At 73.6% G+C, this 18,036-nt stretch carries 15 protein-coding genes and 2 pseudogenes; 3 read left to right on the forward strand and 14 right to left on the reverse strand.

Annotated elements, in window-relative coordinates; genetic code table 11:
- Positions 1–34: 34 nt before the first annotated feature.
- From ACN261_RS05575 to ACN261_RS05595, 5 genes and pseudogenes are all read right to left on the reverse strand, one after another.
- Positions 35–1,234, reverse strand: a complete 1,200-nt coding sequence (locus ACN261_RS05575) for a hypothetical protein (RefSeq protein ID WP_425848741.1) — start codon at positions 1,232–1,234, stop codon at positions 35–37.
- 252 nt (positions 1,235–1,486) lie between these two features.
- Positions 1,487–3,052, reverse strand: a pseudogene (locus tag ACN261_RS05580) (helicase-related protein); the annotation flags it as partial.
- A gap of 132 nt (positions 3,053–3,184) precedes the next feature.
- Positions 3,185–3,802 (reverse strand): annotated as a pseudogene (locus ACN261_RS05585) (DEAD/DEAH box helicase); the annotation flags it as partial.
- Positions 3,803–3,811: 9 nt separating this feature from the next.
- The gene (locus tag ACN261_RS05590; RefSeq protein WP_421484270.1) at positions 3,812–4,192 is read right to left on the reverse strand and encodes a hypothetical protein; all 381 of its coding nucleotides are present in this window, start codon (positions 4,190–4,192) and stop codon (positions 3,812–3,814) included.
- 40 nt (positions 4,193–4,232) lie between these two features.
- Positions 4,233–4,598, reverse strand: a complete 366-nt coding sequence (locus ACN261_RS05595) for a DivIVA domain-containing protein (protein ID WP_425848742.1) — start codon at positions 4,596–4,598, stop codon at positions 4,233–4,235.
- Positions 4,599–4,634: 36 nt separating this feature from the next.
- On the opposite strand from ACN261_RS05595, the gene ACN261_RS05600 reads away from it, so the two are divergent.
- Complete coding sequence (locus ACN261_RS05600; protein WP_425848743.1) at positions 4,635–4,838, forward strand: hypothetical protein; 204 nt, start codon at positions 4,635–4,637, stop codon at positions 4,836–4,838.
- 176 nt (positions 4,839–5,014) lie between these two features.
- On the opposite strand, the gene coaD is transcribed toward ACN261_RS05600, so the two are convergent.
- Complete coding sequence (gene coaD, locus ACN261_RS05605) at positions 5,015–5,479, reverse strand: pantetheine-phosphate adenylyltransferase (RefSeq protein ID WP_425848746.1); 465 nt, start codon at positions 5,477–5,479, stop codon at positions 5,015–5,017.
- A 125-nt stretch (positions 5,480–5,604) separates the two neighbouring features.
- Positions 5,605–6,735 carry a glycerophosphodiester phosphodiesterase gene (locus ACN261_RS05610; RefSeq protein WP_425848749.1) on the reverse strand — a complete coding sequence of 377 codons (1,131 nt, stop codon included), beginning with the start codon at positions 6,733–6,735 and terminating at the stop codon, positions 5,605–5,607.
- Between the two features lie 193 nt (positions 6,736–6,928).
- Between ACN261_RS05610 and ACN261_RS05615 the strand changes: the two genes are divergently transcribed.
- The gene (locus tag ACN261_RS05615; RefSeq protein ID WP_425848752.1) at positions 6,929–8,263 is read left to right on the forward strand and encodes a TrkH family potassium uptake protein; all 1,335 of its coding nucleotides are present in this window, start codon (positions 6,929–6,931) and stop codon (positions 8,261–8,263) included.
- Positions 8,253–8,921, forward strand: coding sequence for a potassium channel family protein (locus tag ACN261_RS05620; RefSeq protein ID WP_421484282.1), 669 nt, complete (start codon positions 8,253–8,255; stop codon positions 8,919–8,921). Before ACN261_RS05615 ends, ACN261_RS05620 begins: the two co-directional genes overlap by 11 nt.
- A 114-nt stretch (positions 8,922–9,035) precedes the next feature.
- Here ACN261_RS05620 and ACN261_RS05625 read toward each other — a convergent pair whose 3' ends face one another.
- The 7 genes from ACN261_RS05625 to ACN261_RS05655 form a co-directional block, all read right to left on the reverse strand.
- Positions 9,036–10,682 carry a serine/threonine-protein kinase gene (locus ACN261_RS05625; RefSeq protein WP_421484284.1) on the reverse strand — a complete coding sequence of 549 codons (1,647 nt, stop codon included), beginning with the start codon at positions 10,680–10,682 and terminating at the stop codon, positions 9,036–9,038.
- Between the two features lie 71 nt (positions 10,683–10,753).
- On the reverse strand, positions 10,754–12,307 hold the full coding sequence (locus ACN261_RS05630; protein ID WP_421484286.1) for a fused MFS/spermidine synthase: 1,554 nt from the start codon (positions 12,305–12,307) through the stop codon (positions 10,754–10,756).
- Positions 12,308–12,343: 36 nt separating this feature from the next.
- Entirely contained in the window at positions 12,344–13,342 is a 999-nt protein-coding gene (locus ACN261_RS05635; RefSeq protein WP_421484288.1) for a coiled-coil domain-containing protein, read from the reverse strand.
- Between the two features lie 275 nt (positions 13,343–13,617).
- The gene (locus ACN261_RS05640) at positions 13,618–14,424 is read right to left on the reverse strand and encodes an inositol monophosphatase family protein (protein ID WP_425848755.1); all 807 of its coding nucleotides are present in this window, start codon (positions 14,422–14,424) and stop codon (positions 13,618–13,620) included.
- Positions 14,417–14,869 (reverse strand): response regulator, encoded by a 453-nt coding sequence (locus ACN261_RS05645; RefSeq protein ID WP_088644726.1) that lies wholly within the window; start codon positions 14,867–14,869, stop codon positions 14,417–14,419. The genes ACN261_RS05640 and ACN261_RS05645 overlap by 8 nt, the downstream gene beginning before the upstream one ends.
- Entirely contained in the window at positions 14,866–16,671 is a 1,806-nt protein-coding gene (locus tag ACN261_RS05650; RefSeq protein WP_425848757.1) for a sensor histidine kinase, read from the reverse strand. The genes ACN261_RS05645 and ACN261_RS05650 overlap by 4 nt, the downstream gene beginning before the upstream one ends.
- Complete coding sequence (locus ACN261_RS05655; RefSeq protein WP_425848759.1) at positions 16,668–17,912, reverse strand: PP2C family protein-serine/threonine phosphatase; 1,245 nt, start codon at positions 17,910–17,912, stop codon at positions 16,668–16,670. The genes ACN261_RS05650 and ACN261_RS05655 overlap by 4 nt, the downstream gene beginning before the upstream one ends.
- Positions 17,913–18,036 lie beyond the last annotated feature (124 nt).

Below are 18,036 nucleotides of genomic sequence, written 5' to 3' on the forward strand. Positions count from 1 at the left end.
CGCGCCGGGTCCCACCCGCCCCGGGCCACCGGTCTCAGGGCACGGTCAGGGTGAACTCGGCGGTGCGCACCACACCCGCCACCTGGAAGTCCAGGTACATCCGGTAGCTGCCGGGTCCGGGCGCGGTCAGCCAGAACGTCACCGTGTCGGTGGCCGCCCCCGGGCCCGGGTGCACGTGCAGGTAGCCCAGGTCCCCCTCGCGGAGGGCGACCAGATGCCCGTACGCGCCGAGGTAGCGCTCCAGGGCGACGGGGCGTCCCGCCGGGTCCCGCACCGTGAACCGCAGCGGTACGGCAGCCCCCACCTGCGGGGTGCCCTCGTAGTCGACGGTGAACCCGTCGACTGCCGCCCGGGTGGCCGGGGCGGGCAGCGGGCGGGGCGCGTACTCCCCCGGAGCCACCAGGTCCACGCCCAGCGTCGCCGGGGTCTGCCGGCCGTCGTCGGCGACCGCCGTGAAATCCGTGTACGCCCGCCAGACGCCCGGCTGCGGCAGGGTCAGCGGGATCGACCAGGTGCCGTCGGCGGCCATCGTCGGATGCAGGTGCTGGAATCCGGTGAGGTCGCGGCGTACCACCACCAGGTGCATCGGCTTGTCGTGCACGACCGCGAACCGGGTGACCGGCCGGCGCTGTGCGTCGCGGATCTGGAACCGCAGTTCACCGGCCCGTCCGGCGGCGAACTCCCCGCCCGACGGGACGAGCGTGTAACCGCCGGAGCTGACGGACAGGCCGGTGGCGGCGTCGCCGGAGGAGTCCCCGCCGGTGCCGTCGTGCTGGTGCGCGCCGGTGCCCGGAGCGTGGGTGTGGTCGCCGGCGGCGGTCACGGCGGTCGCCGCCGTACGGTCGGTCGGCCGCCCGTTGACCCGGCCGAGCCCGAAGCCGAGCAGGACGGCCAGCACCAGGCCGCCCACCACCAGCGCCAGCCGCAGCGTGGCCCGGTCCGGCCCCATCGTCGACGCCCCGTCCCGCGCCGTGGTGCCGCCTGACAGGGTCCATCCGCCGGGTTCCGCGCCGCCCGATTCCTGCTGGTCCGCCGGCTGCGCGCTACCTCGGTCCTGCTGATCCGCCGGCTGCGCGACCCCTGCGTCGCCGCCCCGGTCCTGCTGGTCCGTCGGTCGCGCGGTGCCCGCGTCGGCACCCCGGCCCGGCCGGCCCGCCCGGGTGTCCTGGTCGGGGGTCGGGCCGCCGTGGCCTGCCGGGCCGGCGGGCCGGGTGACGGATCGCTGGTCGGCCATCCGCCCACCGTACCGTCGACCGTGCCGGCACCGGGGCGACGGCCGGACACCGTGGCGGCGGTCGCACCACGGCCGGCCGGGGAACTTTTCCGCCCGCCCTGTCGACCGTCGGTCGGTCCGCGCTCCGGATCGACCCACCGGCTGCCGGCGGCGTGGGATGGCCGCTCGCCGCCTCGGTCGACCCGAGCCGGATCGGCCGGTGGTCGACCCCCCGGCGGAGCCGCTCACCGCCACCATCGACCCGGGCCTGGATCAGCCGGCGACGGCGAGGGCCAGCGGGAGGACGTCGGGAGCGCCGGCCCGGCGCAGCAGGCGGGCCGCCATCGTCATCGTCCACCCGGAGTCGACCAGGTCGTCGACGAGCAGCACCGGGCCGTCCAGCCCGGCCAGCGCACCGGCGAGCTCGTCGGTGACGGTGAAGGCGTCGTGCAGGGCGCGTACCCGCTGGGCGCTGTTGCCGCGCGGCCCGCCGCCCCCGGCCGGGCCGGTGGGGGTGACCAGGCCGAGCAGTGGCAGCCGACCGACCGTGGCGATCCGCTCGGCGAGCGACGCGACCAGGGTCGGATGGCTGCGGGAGCCGACCGCGACCACCCCGGCCGGGCGACGCGGCCACGGGTCGTCGCCGTGGGCCCAGGCTTTCAGCACCTCCACCACGGCCGCCGCCACGTCGTCGGGCACCGGGCCGTCGGCCGTGCCGGGGCCGACCAGGCCACGCAGCCGGCCACCCCAGCCCAGGTCGGAAAGCCGCCCCACGGCCCGACCGGGCAGCGCCTGCTCCGTCGGCGGAATCCGCCCCTTCAGCGGTACGCCGACCGCGTCGAGGCCGGTCGGCCAGAGCTTCTTGGGGGCGATCTGCACGCCGGGGCGACCGAGGAAGGTCTGCGCGGCGGTCAGCGCGGGATCGGACACGTCGGCGGTGAACAGGGGCGCGGCGCAGCGGTCGCACCGGCCGCAGTCGTCCGCCCCGCTGTCGTCGAGGCAGTCCCGCAGGTACCGCATCCGGCAGCCGGGCGTCGCGGCGTACTCGCGCATGGCCTGCTGCTCGGCGGTGCGGGCCTCGGCGACGCGGCGCAACCGGGCCTCGTCGTAGGTCCAGGGTTCGCCGGTGGCGAGCCAGCCCCCGCGCACCCGGCGGACCGCGCCGTCGACGTCGAGCACCTTGAGCATCAGTTCGAGGCGGGTCCGGCGCAGGTCGACGAGGGGTTCGAGGGCCTGGGTGGAGAGCGGCCGGTCGGTGTGCAGGGCGGCCAGCACGGCGCGTACCTGCTCCTCGGGCGGGAAGGCGAGCGAGGCGAAGTAGCGCCAGATCGCGGCGTCCTCGACGCCGGGCAGCAGCAGCACCTCGGCGTGTTCGACGGCCCGACCGGCACGGCCGACCTGCTGGTAGTAGGCGATCGGCGAGGGCGGCGCACCCAGGTGCACCACGAAACCGAGGTCGGGCTTGTCGAACCCCATCCCGAGCGCACTGGTCGCCACCAGCGCCTTGATCTTGTTGTCGAGCAGGTCCTGCTCGGCGGCACGGCGGTCGGCGTCCTCGGCCTGGCCGGTATACGAGGCCACCGACCAGCCGCGCCCGCGTAGGAAGTCGGCGGTCTCGGTGGCCGCCGCCACGGTGAGCGTGTAGATGATCCCCGAGCCGGGCAGCGCGTCCAGGTGGTCGGCGAGCCAGGCCAGCCGGTGCGCCGGACTGGGCAGGTCGAGCACGCCGAGGCGCAACGACTCCCGGTCCAGGGTGCCCCGCAGCACCAGCACGTCGGCCCGGCGGCCACCGGCGTCGGCGGGCGACGCGGCAGGATCGGCGGTCGGCGCACCGCCGTCGGCGCGCGGCCCGGCGGGCGACCCGGCGCGGTCGGCGGGGGGTGCGGCGCGGTCGGCGGGCGACCCGGCGCGGTCGGCGGGGGGTGCGGCTCGGGGTGCGTGGCCGTCGGCGGTGGGCGGGGTGGGTTCGGTGCCGAGTTGTTCGGCGACGTCCCGGGTCACCCGCTCGTTGGCGGTGGCGGTGGTGGCGAGCACCGGGGTCCGCTCCGGCAGGTTGCCCAGGAAGGTACGCAGCCGGCGGTAGTCGGGCCGGAAGTCGTGCCCCCAGTCGGAGACGCAGTGCGCCTCGTCGACCACCAGCAGCCCGGTGGTGGCGGCCAGCCTCGGCAGGACGGCGTCGCGGAAGTCGGGGTTGTTGAGCCGCTCGGGGCTGATCAGCAGCACGTCCACCGTGCCGGCGTGGATCTCGGCGGTGATCTCGTCCCACTCGTCGAGGTTGGCGGAGTTGATGGTGCGGGCCCGGATGCCGGCGCGGGCCGCCGCCTCCACCTGGTTGCGCATCAACGCCAGCAGCGGCGAGACGATGACCGTCGGCCCGTGCTCGCCGCGTTCGCGCAGCAGGGCGGTGGCCACGAAGTAGACAGCCGACTTGCCCCACCCGGTGCGCTGCACGCAGAGCACCCGCCGCCGGTCCACCACCAGCGCCTCGATGGCCCGCCACTGGTCCTCCCGCAGCCGGGCGTGCGCGCCGGCCAGCCGCCGCAGCACCTCCTCGGCCCGCTCCCGCACCGCCGTCCGATCCCCACTCACCCGACATGTCTACCAGCCCGGCCGGACACCCCGACCTCCCACGCAGTTGATCAAGAGGTTTACGTCATGATCCGCGCCCAGGGTGACGCAAACCTCTTGATCACCGGGACGAGGGTGGGTGGGGGCGGGGTGGGAGGGGCGGTGGGTTTCGGGCGCGCAGTCGTCGGGGTGGTCGGCCAGGCGGGTGCAGCGCCGGCCGGGTGTCAGTGGTCGGTCGCAGTAGACCCAGTGGCGTACGGGCTGGGCGTCCTCGTGGGACAGGGTGGTGCCGCCCCGGTCTACGTCGGGCAGGAAGCCGAGCGCCCGGGTGATCGTCCGGGCGAGTCCCTGGGCGGAGACCAGGTCGTCGGCGGTCACGGGCAGGTGGACGACGAACCGTTCCCGGCTCACCAACGCACGTCCGACTGACCGACCATGAAGCCCGTCCGGGTCACCACCGCACGTCCGAGGTGAAGTGGGTTCGCCAGGAGCGCGACGCGCGCTTGATCCGCTGGTTCTCCTCCCTGGTCAGGGCCAGGTCACGCCGGGCCGCCGCCAGGTCAGCGGCCACCCGGTGCAGGAAGGCGTGCACCTCCACCGGGTCGAGCCCCCGCTTGACCAGGCCGAACTGTCGTTCCTCGACCTGTCGGGCGGTCAGCGGCCGACACGCCTGCGAGCGGTACGAACCACCGTTCGGCGGGCGCTCCGACCAGCGTCGTCCCGCCCGGCGACGACGCGGACGAGGTCCCGGGCGTCGCCACCGGCGCTCGCGGGTCGTGGCGGGCCACGGTCGGTGGTCCTTGACCCGGGCGTCCACTCTGGGTGGCAGAGCCCTCACTCGCCGGAGGCAGACATGCGTTGGCTCATCATCCTCATCGTCGTACTCGTGGCCCTCGCAGCCGTGGCATGGTGGCGGCGTGGCCGCCGGCCGGTGACCGACGGGGACCAGCAGGTACGTGACCTGACGGCATCGGCGCAGGCCCGCCGCCGCCTGGACGACCACGGGAACCCGACGGACGGCAGCAACCTCCGCAGCACCGGGGGCGGAAGTCTCTGATCGGACTCCCGAGCCCGAGATCCTGGGTCACGCCACTCTCCTGAACCGATGGAACGGTGTCGGGCCGGCGTACCGGCCGGCCTCCCCACCCGGGCCGTTGGATGGTGAAGAGTTGTTGCGGCCCAGGCGACAACAAGTCTCCACAGTCGGAACGCCCCGGCCGTCCGGTGTCCGCGCTACCCCGGTCGCGGCAGCGACTTCCCGAGCGTGCGTACGGCGGTCGACGACATCGCCGCCAGTTCGGGCTGGGCGGGCAGGAAGACCGTGGGGACGCCCAACGACTGGTTCATCGCGGCGAGCCGGCATTCGGTCTGTAGGTCGGTGGTGTTCCGCACGCCCCGGACGATCACTCCCACCCCGTGGCGAAGGCAGTATTCGGCGGTCAGCCCACGCCAGGCGGCGACGGTGACGGAGGTCCATCCCGCCGGCAGGCTCGCCCGGACGGCGGCGGCCCGCTGTTCCTCGTCGACGCCCGGGTGCTTGCTGCCGTTGACCGCGACGAGCACGACCACCTCGTCGAAGAGGACGCGGGCCCGGTCCACCACGTCCAGGTGCCCGGGGGTGAAGGGGTCGAAGCTGCCGGGGTAGACGGCACGTACCCGACCGGAACTTCCTGCCGGTGGCAACCCGTCGACGCCCATGCCCCGACTGTAGGTGCCGTCCGCCGTCTCGATCGACTCCTGTGGGCCGATGTAGCGGTGTCCGGGCGAGGGGACACCGCCACATCGGCAACACAGCGCGCATCAAGCGCGATCAAGCGCGCGGATCAAGCACCGAGGCCGGCGCGGGCGGCGACGGCGGTGTCGGGCTGGTCGGCGAAGACGCCGTCCAGTCCGAGGCCGAGGAAGAGTTCGTACTCGGCGGTGATGTCGCCCCGGGCGTTCGGGTCGGCGCCGATCCGGAAGTCGACCGGGAGGAACTGGTTCTCGGCGCGGAACGTCCAGGCGTGCACCAGCAGCTTGTGCCGGTGCGCGTCGCGGACCACCGTGGTCGGGGCGAGCAGCCTGCCGGTGGCGTCCCGGGGAACGATCAGGTTCTTGTTGAGGCCGACCCCGTCGGCGTACCTGGCGATCCCGCGCAGGCCGGCGGCGGTGGCCAGGTCCTGGTAGGTACGCGGGTCACCGGCGGCGGTGAAGTCGTACGGCCGGCCGGTGGCGTCGAGGAGCTGGACCAGCGGCACGTCGATCATCCGGTCGAGCGTGCGCAGGTTGGCGGTCTCGAAGGACTGGATGAAGACCGGGTCGTCGCGGTGGGTCAGCTTGTTGCGGCGCAGCACCGTGACCAGCGGCTCCTCCAGCGGCAGCCCGATCGAGGCGAAGTAGGTGGGGTGCTTGGTCTCCGGGTAGACGCCGATGGTGCGGCCCCGGGCCTTCGACTCGGCGCGGGCCAGGTCCAGCACCTCCTGGAAGGTGGGCACCGCGAACCGGCCGTCGAACGCGGTGTTCGCCACCCGCACCTGGGGCAGCCGCTCCTTGGCCCGCAGCGTCTTCAGCTCGGCCAGGGTGAAGTCCTCGGTGAACCAGCCGGTGACCGGCACCCCGTCGATGGTCTTGGTGGCCTTGCGGCCGGCGAACTCCGGGCGGGCCGCCACGTCGGTCGTACCGGAGATCTCGTTCTCGTGCCGGGCGACCAGCACCCGGTCCCGGGTCGAGACCAGGTCGGGCTCGATGTAGTCGGCGCCCATCCGGATCGCCAGCCGGTACGCCTCCAGGGTGTGTTCCGGGCGGTAGCCGCTGGCCCCCCGGTGGGCGATCACCAGGGGCCGGTGGGTGGCCCGGTCGGCGCGGTCCGCGTCGTCCTCGCGGGCCGAGGCGGCGCCGGGAACGGCCACCGGGACGGCGACGGCCACGGCGAGCAGCGCGCCGGCCACACCGAGAGCGGAAAGGGTACGTCGCAACGCGGTCTCCTTGGTCGTATGGGCATCCGGCCGAGCGCCGGTACGCCCCAACGGGCGCTCCCAGCAGACCGGGCGCGGCTGACCGCCAGTTGCCCGTCGACTGGCCGCCAGGTGAACCCTGCGGGGAAACCGGGACCGGGCCGGGATACGCGATTCACCGACCCGATCCCGCCGGAATCGACAGGATTGTCTGGTGCGCCGCTTCCTTCGTCACCCCGTCCGGCTGGTGCCGTTCGGTTTCCTGGTGACGATCGCGATCGGCACCGGCCTGCTGATGCTGCCCTGGGCCACCAGCGAGCACCGCTACACCCCGCTGGTCACCGCGCTGTTCACCGCCACCTCGGCGGTCTCGGTCACCGGCATGGCCGTCACCGACACCCCGAACTACTGGAACGGGTTCGGGCTGGTGATGATCACCGTGCTCACCCAGGTCGGCGGGCTGGGCATCCTCACCGGCGCGGCCCTGGTCAGCCTGGCGGTCACCCGGCAGCTCGGGCTGCGCAACCGGCTGCTGGTGCAGGCCGAAACCGCCGAGTACGGCCCGGCCGACCTGCGCCGGCTGCTGCTGCGCATCGCCGGCACGGTGTTCGGCTGTGAGCTGGTGATGACCGCGGTGTTGACCCTCCGGCTCCGGCTCGCCTACGACTATTCCCCGGGTCGGGCGCTGTGGTCGGGGGTCTTCCACTCCATCCAGGCGTTCAACAACGGTGGCTTCACCCTCTACACCGACGGGCTGATCGGGTTCTCCCGTGACCCGTGGGTGGCGCTGCCGTTGGCGTTCGGCGCGATCGTCGGTGGGCTGGGTTTCCCCGCGCTGTTCGAGGCGTTCCGCCAGCGTCGCCGGCCGGGCCGCTGGACGGTGGCCACCAAGCTGACCGTCTGGGGCAGTGTGGTGCTGGTGGTGGCGGGCTTCGTCGGGCTGCTCGCCACCGAGTGGCACAACCCGTTCACCATCGGCACCTACGACACCCCGGGCAAGCTGCTCGCCACGTTCACCCAGATCGCGCTCAGCCGTACCGGCGGATTCGACGTGGTCGGCGTGGCCGCACTCCGCGAGGAGAGCTATCCGCTGCTCATCGCCCTGATGTTCATCGGCGGCGGCAGCGCCAGCACCGCCGGTGGGATCAAGGTCTCCACGTTCTTCCTGCTCGGCTTCGTCATCTGGGCGGAGCTGCGCGGCGAGCCGGACGTCACCGTGGGCCGCCGCCGGATCGCGATGGCCAGCCAACGCCAGGCGCTGACGGTGGCGCTGCTCAGCGTCGCGCTGGTGACCGTCGGCACGCTCGGCCTGACCGTGCTCACCACCGACGTCCGGTCCAACGAGACGCTGTTCGAGGTGACCTCGGCGTTCAGCACCGCCGGCCTCACCGTCGGGCTCACCCCGCACCTGCCCGCCTCGGGGCAACTGGTGCTGATCGTGCTGATGTACATCGGCCGGATCGGCCCGCTCACCCTCGGCTCGGCGATCGCGTTGAACACCCGACGCCGGCTGTACCGCTATCCGAAGGAGCAACCCGTTGTCGGCTAGGGACGAGGGCGACGGCGACATCGCCGTGATCGGTCTGGGCCGGTTCGGCTGCCACCTGGCCGGGGCGTTGACCCGGCTCGGCCACCAGGTGCTCGCCGTGGACCGCGACCCCGACCGGGTGCAGCGCTGGTCGGTGTCGCTGGACCGGGTGGTGCAGGCCGACGCCACCGAGGAACAGGCGCTGCGGCAGCTCGGCATCGGCGACTTCACCCGGGTGGTGGTCGCCATCGGCGCCTCGGTGGAGGCCAGCGTGCTCACCGTGCTGGCCCTGACCGAGGTGGGCGTACCGCAGGTCTGGGCGCGGGCGACGTCCCGCAAACACGCCAAGATCCTGGCCTCGGTCGGCGCCCACCACGTGGTCTTCCCCGAGGCGGAGACCGGGGAACGGGTGGCCCACCTGATCGTCAGCCGGATGCTCGACTTCATGGAGTTCGGTGACGACTTCGCCATCGCCAAGGTGCCGGTTCCCCCACCGCTGGTCGGTCACCGGCTGCGGGACCTGGCCGTGCAGGAACGCTTCGGGGTGATGGTGGTCGGCGCGAAACCGGCCGGGGAACGCTTCCGGTACGCCGACCCGGACACCATGCTCGGGCCCGGCAGCATCCTCGTCGTGGAGGGCGGGATCGCCCAGGTGCAGCGGTTCGCAGCCCTACGCTGACCGCACCGACCGCCCGCCGCGACCGGGTCGCAGCCCCTCGGCCTCAGCCCCGGGGCCCCTTACCGGGACCGCCACCCGGGCCACCGCCACCTGCGCCCTTGCCTCCCTTCCCCGTCACTTTCCCGCTTTTCCCTTGGCCGCCCCCGCCCCCTTACCCGCCGCCGGGCCCGGCCCCTTGGCCGGCTTCTCGGCCTTCGGCTTGGGTTTCGCCGGCCCGGCCGCGCCGGAACCGCCCTTGCCTGACGTCTTCGCCGGTTTCTTGGCCGCCGGCTTCTTCACCGCCGGGGGCTTCACCACGGGCGCGCTGCCGGCCACCCCGGAGACGCGCACCCCGCAGCTCGACTCGCCGACGGTGAACTCCAGCGGCAGCGGGTTACCCCCGGTGTACCGGCCGGCCAGCGCGACCTTCTCCGACGCGCCCGGGGCCAGCACGGCCCGCCCGGCCGCCGGGGTGACCCGCACCAGGCGTCCCTCCTGGCGTATCCCGGGGGTGGTCGTGGTGACGGTCTGCTGGCCGGGGAACGCGAAGCTCATCGTCCAGTCCCGCAGCTCCCGGGGACCGGTGTTGGTCAACGTGAGCTGGGCGGCGAAGTCCTTGCCGGAGTCGCTGCGCAACGCGTACTCGACCTCGCACCCGATGGTGTCGGGCAGCCCCATCCGGGCCTCGGTGGGCCGGTCGACGCCACCGCTGGCCGGGCTGCGCGAGGTCACCCCCCAGATGGCCGCGGTCACCGCGACGAGGCTCGCGGCGGCCACCCCGGCCTCGATCCGCCGGCGGCGGACAGCGGCCCGGCGGGTGCGGGTACGGCCCGAGAAGGGCAACGCGTCGGTGTCGGCCGACCAGGGCAGGATCGTGGTGCCGGCGTTGGCGAGCAGGGCCGGGTCACCCCGCCCGGGTGCCGGTGGGACGGGCACCGCCGCGACCATCCCGGCCGCCGAGGCGAGGGTACGGGCCACCTCGGCCGTCGCCGGCCGGTCCTCGGGGCGCTTGGCCAGGCAGCGGCCGACCAGTTCGACCACCTCGTCGGGGAGCCCGCGTACCGGGGGCATCGGCTCCGGGTCGTGGTACATGTGCGCCCGCAGCATCTGCGTGGTGGTGCTGGCCTGCCAGGGCAACCGCCCGGTGAGCATCCGGTAGAGCAGCAGCCCGACCGCGTACACGTCGGTGGCCGGGGAGACCTGGCCGTTGTCGAGGCGTTCCGGGGCGAGGTAGGCGGGGGTGCCGAGCAGCGCGCCGTCCGGCCCCTTCTCGCTCTCCCCGACCAGCGCCGAGATACCGAAGTCGACGACCTTCACCCCGGTCGCCGTCAGCATCACGTTGCCCGGGGTCACGTCGCGGTGCACCACCCCCCGGGCGTGCGCGGTGGCCAGCGCCGAGGTCACCTCCGCGCCGATCGTCACCGCCTCCCGCCAGGGCAGCTGCCCGTCGCGGCCGAGCCGCGCGGTGAGCGGGCCGCCGTCCACCAACTCCATCACCACGTACGGCACGGTCAGCCCGACCTGCTCGGACTCGCCGTAGTCGTACACGTTGGTGATGTTGGGGTGGCAGAGCCGGGCGGCGGCCTGCGCCTCGATCCTGATCCGGTGCCGGAAGGCCCGGTCGCTGGCCAGCCGCGAGGCGAGCACCTTGACCGCGACCTGACGGCCGAGCACCTGGTCGTAGCCGCGCCACACCACGGACATACCGCCCGCGCCGAGCTGCTCGATCAGCCGGTACCGCTCACCGAGGAGCTGGGCGGCGTTCCGGACTCCTGCACCCATGGTCGACCGAGTTGCCCGGGACGGCCCGGCCTACACCTCGATGGTCGTAATCGGTCAGGAAAGTCACCCGATCAGGCGGTCGCGAGGAGTTGGTCCACCGGGGCGTAGTCGTCGGTCAGGACCAGCGCACCGTCGACGAACCGGGTCACCTCGCTGCCGGCGAGCATGTCGGGGATCTTCGCCACCGTGCCCAGCCGGGTCCGCAGCGCCTCCAGCGGCAGCGGGGCGTCCGAGGCGACGATGAGGAAGTTGCTGCCCTGCCGCCCGGCGATCGCCTCCGGCGGCGCGACCAGCGCCAGGTGCCCGAACTCGGCGGCCACGGTCGCCAGCTCCGAGCGGATGAACCGGCCCGGCGGGTAGTCGATGACGTTCTGCACGTAGATGCCGCCGGGGCGGAGCACCCGGTCGACCTCCGCCGCCATCTCCCGGGTGGCCAGGTGCCACGGCACCACCAGGTGCCCGAAGGCGTCCCCGACCACCAGGTCCCTGCTGTCGGCCGGCTCGCCGCCGACCAGCATCCGGGCGTCGCCCACCTCGGCCCGCAGCCCCGGCCCGGTCCGGACGCCCAACTCCCGCCGGTCCAGGTCGACCAGCTCACCGTCGATCTCGAAGACCACGTTGTCGGTGCCCGGCCGGGTGGCGCTCAGGTAGCGGGGCATGGTGAACCCGCCCCCGCCCAGGTGCAGCGCGTCCAGCCGCTGCCCCTTCGGGGCGAGCACGTCGGCGACCGCGCCGATCCACTGGGTGTACTCGTACTCCAGGTGCGTCGGGTCGTTCAGGTCGACGTACGAGTGCTGGGCCGAGTTGAGATAGAGGGTGCGACCGCCGTCCCGGGCCGGATCACGTTCCACCCGGGCGCAGTGGTAGGCGGTCTCCACGTCGCACGGGTTCGGCGCGACCGCGCTCAGCCCCGCCGCGACCAGCCCGAGCACCGCCAGGGCGGCCTTGGCCCGGGTCGGGCCGGGCAGCCCGGCGGCCTCCTGCCGGCGCAGGTAGACCCCGAGCGCCAGCCCGGCCACGCCGAGCGCCACCGCCAGCCCGATCAGGATGACCGTGCTGGGCAGCGCCGCCACCAGCACGAACCCGGTGACCAGGGTGGCGGTGATGCCGCCGAGGGTGCCGATGCCGGACAGCCTGCCGACGACCTGCCCGGTACGCCGCAGGTCGGACAGTTGCAGCTTCACCACCAGCGGGGTGACCGCCGACAGCAGCGCCGCCGGCACGAACACGGCCAACGCGGTGAGCAGCAGGATGCCGCTGACCGCGCCGCCGCGCAGCAGCTCACCGGCGTACCTGACCACCGGCAGGGTGACCGCGGCGGCGATGCCGGCCAGGATCAGCGCCGGGGCGAGCAGCCCGCGCGGGTCCCGGCGGTCGGCCAGCCAGCCGCCCGTCCACGCCCCGTACGCGATGGCGGCCAACGCGATGCCGATCACCGAGCTGGTCACCTGGAGGGTCACCCCGACGTACGGGCCGACCAGGCGCAACGAGACCGTCTCCAGCACCAGCACCGCGCCACTGGCGAAGAAGACCAGGAACGCGGCGAGCCCGTTGGGCAGGGCCCGGGAGGGCGTCGGCGCGGAAGACGTCGGAACGGTCACGACGTCGGACGATGAGCTGCTCACCGTCGCGATGCTACGTCCCGTTCCTGGGGCGGAGGATCAGTACATCGAAAGATGAACATGGTTTGTGTGGTCGGCGGCCGGGCTGCCCGACCCGCTGTACGCCCGCCAGCCGGTGTTCGGCATCCAGATCTGCCTATACCAGATCACGTAGAGCACGCCGAGCCGGTTGGCGTTGTTCTTGAAGTAGTTGGCCAGGCTGTCGCCGTACGCCTTGTCCCCGCCGGTGGCCGTCTCGTCCTTGAAGCCGCTGGTGGCGGCCGAGAAGTCGCAGGCCCGCCCCTTGGGGTGCTCGCCGCCCCCGCCGCTGCGGTGGCAGGAGACGTACCGCTTGTAGCCGGCCGCCTTGGCCTGCTGCATGGCGTGCAGGGTGCGCGGGGTGATGCAGCCGGAGGTGGTCGGGTCGTTCACCGAACACGATTCGCTGGGCCACGACCCGTCGGAGTTGCGCGGGGCCGGCTTCGCCGAACTCGACCCGCCGCTGAAACCGGCGCTGCTGCCCGAACTGACGGTGGCCAGGGCGCGCTCGGCGTCCCGCTTCTTCTTGGCCAGCGTGGCGAGCTGCTTCTGCTGCTCGCGGACCTCGGCGTTGATGGCGAGGGTGGCCTCGGCGGCGGTTTGCCGGGCCTCGGCGAGCGCGCGGAGCTGCTTGCCGTCGCGCTGGGCCATCATGTCCAGGTCGGCGGCCCGCTTGAGGAACGCCTCCGGGCTGGCCGTGTTGAGCAGCATCGACGTGGGCGTCAGCCGGCCCACCCGGTACGACTGCGCGGCCACCTCGCCCACCTGGGTGGTCAGCTCACCCAGCCGGCCCTCGATCACCTTCAGCTCGGCGGTCAGCGCCGCCTGCCGGCGCTTGGAGCTGTCCAGCTTGGCCTTGGCCTCGATGTGCCCCTTGGCCGCCGCCGTCAGCGCGTCCTTGAGCTGCTTGGTGCCACCCTCGCCGGGCTCCGCCGCGGCGGGCACCGCGCCGACGCCGAGCAGCAGCGCCACCGCGGCGAACAGCACGGTCAACGGCCGGGTCAGGTTGGTCCTGGGCACGGAGGTGTCCTTCCCTCTGCCGCCGACGCCCGGCCGTGGGGCCGGTGCGGCGGCGGTCCCGCCGGCCCCGGTTGGCGGCCTGGGGGCGGAGACCGCCGGTCACATTACCGCAACCACGCCCGGTCACCAGGCCCGTGACGGCACCGGACGGCGACCCTCGACCGGGAGTGTCGAACCGGTAGCCGAGGGTCCACCGTCGTCGATTCCTCAGGCGGTGGAGCCGGCGGCCGGGCCGGTGGCGCGGCCCGCCGGAGCCCCGGAGCCGGACCGGCGGGTCAGTCGCCGAGCAGGGCGGCGTGGACCTCGTGCCACGTCTGCTCGTCGGAGGCGACCAGCAGGCCCGTGCCGTCGTCGGCCGGGTGGTAGTCGGTGCCGTCGAAGCGGCGGGCCACCCCGCCGGCCTCGCGCACCAGCAGCGTGCCGGGGGCATGGTCCCAGGGCAGGGTCCGCCAGAACAGGACGAACTGCTGGTCACCGGTGAGCAGGTCGAGGTACTCCCGCCCGGCGCAGTGCTGGCCGGGCAGCAGCTCCCCGATCCGGCCCTCGCCGGCCGCCACCCGGTCCCGGGTGGCCCGGGGCAGGTACTGCACCATCGCGGTGCCGCGCAGCCGGTCCGGCGGCAGGACGGGGGTCTCGCGTACCGGCCGGCCGTCCAGCCGGGTGCCGGCCCCGGCGCGGGCCACGGCCATCGTCCCGGCCAACGGGTCGAACACCCAGGACGCGGCCGGCTCGCCGTCGGAGAGCAGGGCCACCATCAGCGCGAACGGTCGCCGCCCGGCGGCGAAGTTCCCCGTCCCGTCGACCGGGTCGACCACCCACACGTCGCCGTCGCCGCGCAGGTGACGCAGCAGCGAGCCGTCCGCGGCGACCGCCTCCTCGCCGACGACCCGGGAACCCGGCAGCAACCGGCGCAACTCCGCCGAGATCCGCTCCTCGGCCCGCTGGTCGGCGACGGTGACCAGGTCACCCGGTGCCTTCTCGGTGACGTCGGCGTCGTCCAGCTTGCGGAACAGCGGCAACACCACGCTCGCCGCGGTCTCCCGCAGCAGCGCGTCGACGTCGTCGAGCAGGTGGTCAGCCACGCGGCGGCAGCTTGACCACGCTGACGAAGAACTCGTCGATCTGGCGGACCACCGAGATGAAACGCTCGAAGTCCACCGGCTTGGTCACGTAGGCGTTGGCGTGCAGCTGGTAACTGCGCAGGATGTCCTCGTCGGCCTGGGAGGTGGTCAGCACCACCACCGGAATGCGGCGCAGCTCCTCGTCGTTCTTGATCTCCTCCAACACCTCCCGGCCGTCCCGGCGGGGCAGGTTCAGGTCGAGCAGGATCAGGTCGGGGGTCACCGCGTCCGCGTACCGGCCCTCGCGCCGCAGGTAGGCCAGCGCCTCGGCGCCGTCGGAGACGACCGTCAACCGGTTGCGGAGCTTGTGCTCCTCGAACGCCTCCTGGGTCATCAACACGTCACCCGGGTCGTCCTCGACGAGCAGGACCTCGATCGGGCTCTTGCCGTCCGCCGGCGCGGTCATCCGACCCTCTCCTTCGTGCCACCCGTCGTGCCGTGCCCCGGCGGCCCGCCGGGTGGGTCCTCGTCCTGCGTGCCGTCCGGTTGCCGGCCGACCGGCGTCGGTCGGGCCGCCGGGCCGGCCTCGTCGGCCGTCTCCCCGACCGGGCCGGGGGCGGCGTCGTCGGTCGTCGCCGGGCTCTCCCCGTCGGCCGGCACGTCGGTGTCCCCTTCGGTCGCCGCCGCGTCCGCCTCGGCCGCCGCCTTCGCCGCCTCGACGTCCTCCGGCCGGGCCGGCAGGGTGAACCGGATCGCCGTCCCCTCGGCCTGGTCGGTGTCGACCCAGACCCGACCGCCGTGGTACTCGACGATCTTCTTGACGATGGCCAGGCCGATGCCGGTGCCAGGGTAGGCGTCCTTGGCGTGCAGCCGCTGAAAGATCACGAAGATCTTGTCGGCGAACTCGGCCTCGATGCCGATGCCGTTGTCCTGGCAGGTGATCTCCCACTCGTCACCGACCAGCCGGGCCGAGACCCGCACCTTCGGCGCGACGTCCGGGCGGCGGAACTTCACCGAGTTGCTGACCAGGTTGACCAGCAGGTTGGTGAGCAGCGGCTCCTCGCCCCGGATCACCGGCAGCTCGCCCCAGGTCAGCTCGGCGTCGGCGTACTGCCGGCCCGGCTCGGTCTGGCTGGCCACGTCGCCCATCACCTTGTTCAGGTCGACGTCGACGAAACCGGTGGTGAGCCGGCCGATCCGGGAGAACGCCAGCAGGTCGTTGATCAGGCGCTGCATCCGCTGCGCGCCGTCGACCGCGAACGCGATGTACTGGTCGGCCCGCTCGTCGAGCTGCCCCGCGTACCGGCGTTGCAGCAGCTGGCAGAAGCTGGCCACCTTGCGCAGCGGCTCCTGCAGGTCGTGCGAGGCGACGTAGGCGAACTGCTCCAGGTCACGGTTGGAGCGGGTCAGCTCCTCGGCCTGCTTCTGCAACTGGCTGTTGACCCACTCGATGTTCTCCCGGGCGGCCCGCACCTCGGCCAGGTCCTTGGCGATCTTCTGCCGCATCACGTCGACGTCGTCGGCGAGCCGACGGAACTCCGGCGGCCCCGACCCGGCGATGTGGTGCTGGTAGTCGCCCGCGGCGACCTCCCGCACCTGCTGCGCCAGGCCGGTCAGCGGTCGGATCACCATCCGCTCCAGGGAGAGCAGCATCAGCGTGCCCGCCAGGACGACCACCACCGCCGCGATGATCAGCAGCATCACCAGCATGTTGCCGGTGCGCTCGATGTCCCGGGCGCCCTTCTCCCGCTCGGTCAGGATCGCCGTCTGGAGGTCGCCGACCGACGCCCGGATCTCGTCGAACTGCTGCCGGGCCTGGGCGGTGATCAACGCCTGGCCGGCGGCGGTGCCGCTGCTCCCGGTGGTGGCGATCACCGGCTCGGCCACCGTCCGCCGCCAGTCCGCCGCCTGCTGCTGCGCGGTCCGCAGCGCGGCGGCGACCTCCGGGTAGTCCCGGCTCAGGTCCGCGATCGTGGCGGCCACGTCGCGCTCCTGCTGCACCCCCTGCTCGTACGGGGCCAGGTCGGCGCGGTTGCCGCTGACCGCGTACCCCCGGATGCCGGTCTCCTGGTCGAGCAGCGCGTTGAGCATCTCCTGACCCTGCACCCGCAGCGGGCCGGTGCGGGTGAGCAGCGCGTCGGTGTAGGCGCGGTTCTTCGCCGCCACCACCGCCTCGGCCACGGCCAACCCGATCAGCAGCACGCCGACCACGGCCAGCAGCGCCAGCACCCGGCGACGCAGGGTCCACCCCCGGCGGTACGTGTTCACCGGCCACCGCCCCGGGTGACCAACAGCATGGCGACGTCGTCGGCGAGCGGCCCGCCGTTGATCTGCTCGGCCCGGCCGACCAGCCAGGCGGGCAGCTCGGACAGCGGCACGGCGTGGTTGGCGCGCTCCTGGAGCAGGCCGGTCAGCCCGTCGACGTCCAACCGGTCGTCGCCGTCACCCACCCGCCCCTCGATCAGGCCGTCGGTGTACATCAGCAGGGACCAGTCATCGGTGTCGAACTCCAGGTCGAACGCGACGGGACGGCGGGGTCGTACGCCGAGCAGCAGGCCGCCCCGGGCCGGTACCGGCCCGACCTTGCCGCCGGACAGCAGCAGCGGCGGCGGGTGGCCGGCCAGCCGGACGGTGGCCCGGTTGGCGGCCAGGTCGAGCCGGGCGGTGGCGACGGTGGCGAAGATCTCCTGGAGCCGGCGCTCGCTCATCAGCACCTGCTCCAGGGCGGGCAGCACCTCGTCGTCGGGCACCCCGGCCAGGATCAACGCCCGCCAGGCCACCCGCAGCTCGACACCGAGGGCGGCCTCGTCCACGCCGTGCCCGCAGACGTCACCGACGATCAGGTCGACCCGGTCCGGCCGGGTCTGCACCACGTCGAAGAAGTCCCCGCCGATGAGCGCCGCGTGCCGGCCCGGCCGGTAGAAGGTGTGCACCGCCACCTCGTCGGTGGTCATCAGCGGCTGGGGCAGCAGGCCCCGTTCCAGTCGGGCCGACTCGGCCTGGCGCAGCTCGACCTCGCGCAGCCGGCGGGCGTTCTCGTCGGCCCGCTTGCGTTCCACCGCGTAGCGCAGGGCGCGGGTCAGCAGCACCCCGTCGACCTGCCCCTTGACCAGGTAGTCCTGGGCGCCCTCGGCGACCGCGACGATGCCGAGGTGCTCGTCGGAGCGGCCGGTCAGCACGCAGACCGCCGCGCCGCTGGACATCTCCAGCACCCGGCGCAACCCGTCCAGGCCCTGCGCGTCGGGCAGGCCGAGGTCGAGCAGCACGCAGTCGACCCCGGCGATGCGCTGCCGGGCCTCGCTGAGGCTGGTGGCGACCAGCAGGTCGATCATCGAGTTGGTCTCGGCGAGCAGCTCGCCGACCAGGAAGGCGTCGCCCTCGTCGTCCTCGACCAGCAGCACCCGCAGCCGTTCACCCGGCGGCAGGCTGGGGTGCGGCCCCAGCCCGCCGTGCGGGTACGGCGCGACGGAGGACCCGGCCAGGCCAGGCCCCCGGTGCGACCGGGTCACCGCCGCGAGACGCGGGAGTTCGCTGGTGATGTCGGGCTCCTTCCGAGTGCCCTGCTGATCCTGTATTAGACAACGGTCGCACACAACACGGTCCGCCCGGTCCGGGCGTTCCCTGACAAGGCCG

The sequence above is a fragment of the Micromonospora sp. WMMD723 genome (assembly GCF_049863385.1).
Taxonomy (GTDB): Bacteria; Actinomycetota; Actinomycetes; order Mycobacteriales; family Micromonosporaceae; genus Micromonospora; species Micromonospora wenchangensis.

Coding starts and splice junctions, on each gene's coding strand:
- ACN261_RS05625 (WP_421484284.1), bottom strand. CDS start 10,682: ATGGGTGCAGGAGTCCGGAACGCCGCCCAGCTCCTCGGTGAGCGGTAC.
- ACN261_RS05600 (WP_425848743.1), top strand. CDS start 4,635: ATGCGTTGGCTCATCATCCTCATCGTCGTACTCGTGGCCCTCGCAGCC.
- coaD (WP_425848746.1), bottom strand. CDS start 5,479: ATGGGCGTCGACGGGTTGCCACCGGCAGGAAGTTCCGGTCGGGTACGT.
- ACN261_RS05575 (WP_425848741.1), bottom strand. CDS start 1,234: ATGGCCGACCAGCGATCCGTCACCCGGCCCGCCGGCCCGGCAGGCCAC.
- ACN261_RS05645 (WP_088644726.1), bottom strand. CDS start 14,869: ATGACCGCGCCGGCGGACGGCAAGAGCCCGATCGAGGTCCTGCTCGTC.